This is a genomic window from Weissella sp. DD23, from assembly GCF_001579105.1.
In the GTDB taxonomy this organism is placed as follows: Bacteria; Bacillota; Bacilli; order Lactobacillales; family Lactobacillaceae; genus Weissella; species Weissella cibaria.
Window position 1 is genome coordinate 344,861 of sequence record NZ_KQ970390.1, and the last position, 1,102, is coordinate 345,962.

The 1,102-nt window shown below is 45.2% G+C and carries 1 protein-coding gene and 1 other RNA gene (1 of these 2 only partly in view); both read right to left on the minus strand.

Going from position 1 to position 1,102, the window contains the following annotated elements:
- A partial coding sequence (locus WEIDD23_RS01655; RefSeq protein WP_062358733.1) for a THUMP domain-containing class I SAM-dependent RNA methyltransferase occupies positions 1 to 871 on the minus strand: 871 nt, incomplete at its 3' end.
- Between the two features lie 98 nt (positions 872 to 969).
- An RNA gene (gene rnpB, locus WEIDD23_RS01660) (RNase P RNA component class B) lies at positions 970 to 1,102 on the minus strand; it runs 487 nt beyond the window's last position.

The following is a 1,102-nucleotide window of genomic DNA, read 5'->3' on the forward strand; positions in this document are numbered from 1 at the left end:
AGTCTTTAGCAGCTAATTGCTTGAAAACAATATCATCGCCAACACCAGCCGCTTCGGCGTTAGCCTTTGCGATTTCGATCATGTTCTCGTCAATATCATAACCAGTGATGTCTAATTCGACCTCGAAGTCAATCAACTGACGTGCTTGGGCTTTCAAAGTTTCACCGATTTTTTTATCAAACCAGTCCCATGATGTGATATCAAATTCACGGTTCAGTCCAGGCGCGATGTTACGCCCAATCAAAGCCGCTTCGATTGCAATCGTTCCTGACCCAGTTGTTGGATCAACGAATGGGTTATCAGTGAACCAGTGTGCTAAATTCACCAAGGCAGCTGCCATAGTTTCCTTAAGTGGTGCACCACCCTTTTCAGTACGGTAACCTCGCTTAAACAAAGAATCCCCTGTCGTATCCAAAGTGATCATGACGTGATCCTTATCAACTGCCGTTTCTAACACAAATCGGTTACCAGTTTCAGGTAAGTACCCGCGGGCGTGATAGGCGTCAGTCAAACGGTTAACAATGGCTTTCTTTGTAATCGCTTGGACCGTTGGCACTGAGTGCAAGATTGAGTTCTTAGAACGTCCATTTACTGGGAATTCTGCATCATACGGCAACAAATCTTCCCAAGGGAAAGCCTTTGTTTTTTCAAATAGTTGATCAAATGTCTTGGCATCGAATTCTGTTACGACGATCTTGATACGATCAGCGACACGTAACCAAAGGTTGGTACGATAGATGTCTTCCATTGTTCCTTGGAAGAAAACACGTCCATTTTCGGTTTGGGTCGCGTAGCCCATGTCCTTTAATTCACGTGCAACAAGCGCTTCAAGTCCAGCGCCCATCGTGGCCATCAATTTAAAATTTTGCATATTTTTCACCTGCATTTTCTTGTATGTATCCCCCAAAATGAGGGTTTTAGTGCAAAAAGAAAGCCGACGCCACGAGGACGTCGGCTGCCTGATGTGTCAGCTATAAGCCATGTTTTGTACCGATTACAGATTGGCGGTCTATAACCGGTGGCAATCATCTATCTCAGACATTTCTGTCTCCCCGACCATCACTTCAATTCGCTAGGTCAAGCGCCCCTACCAAAGTTTGGG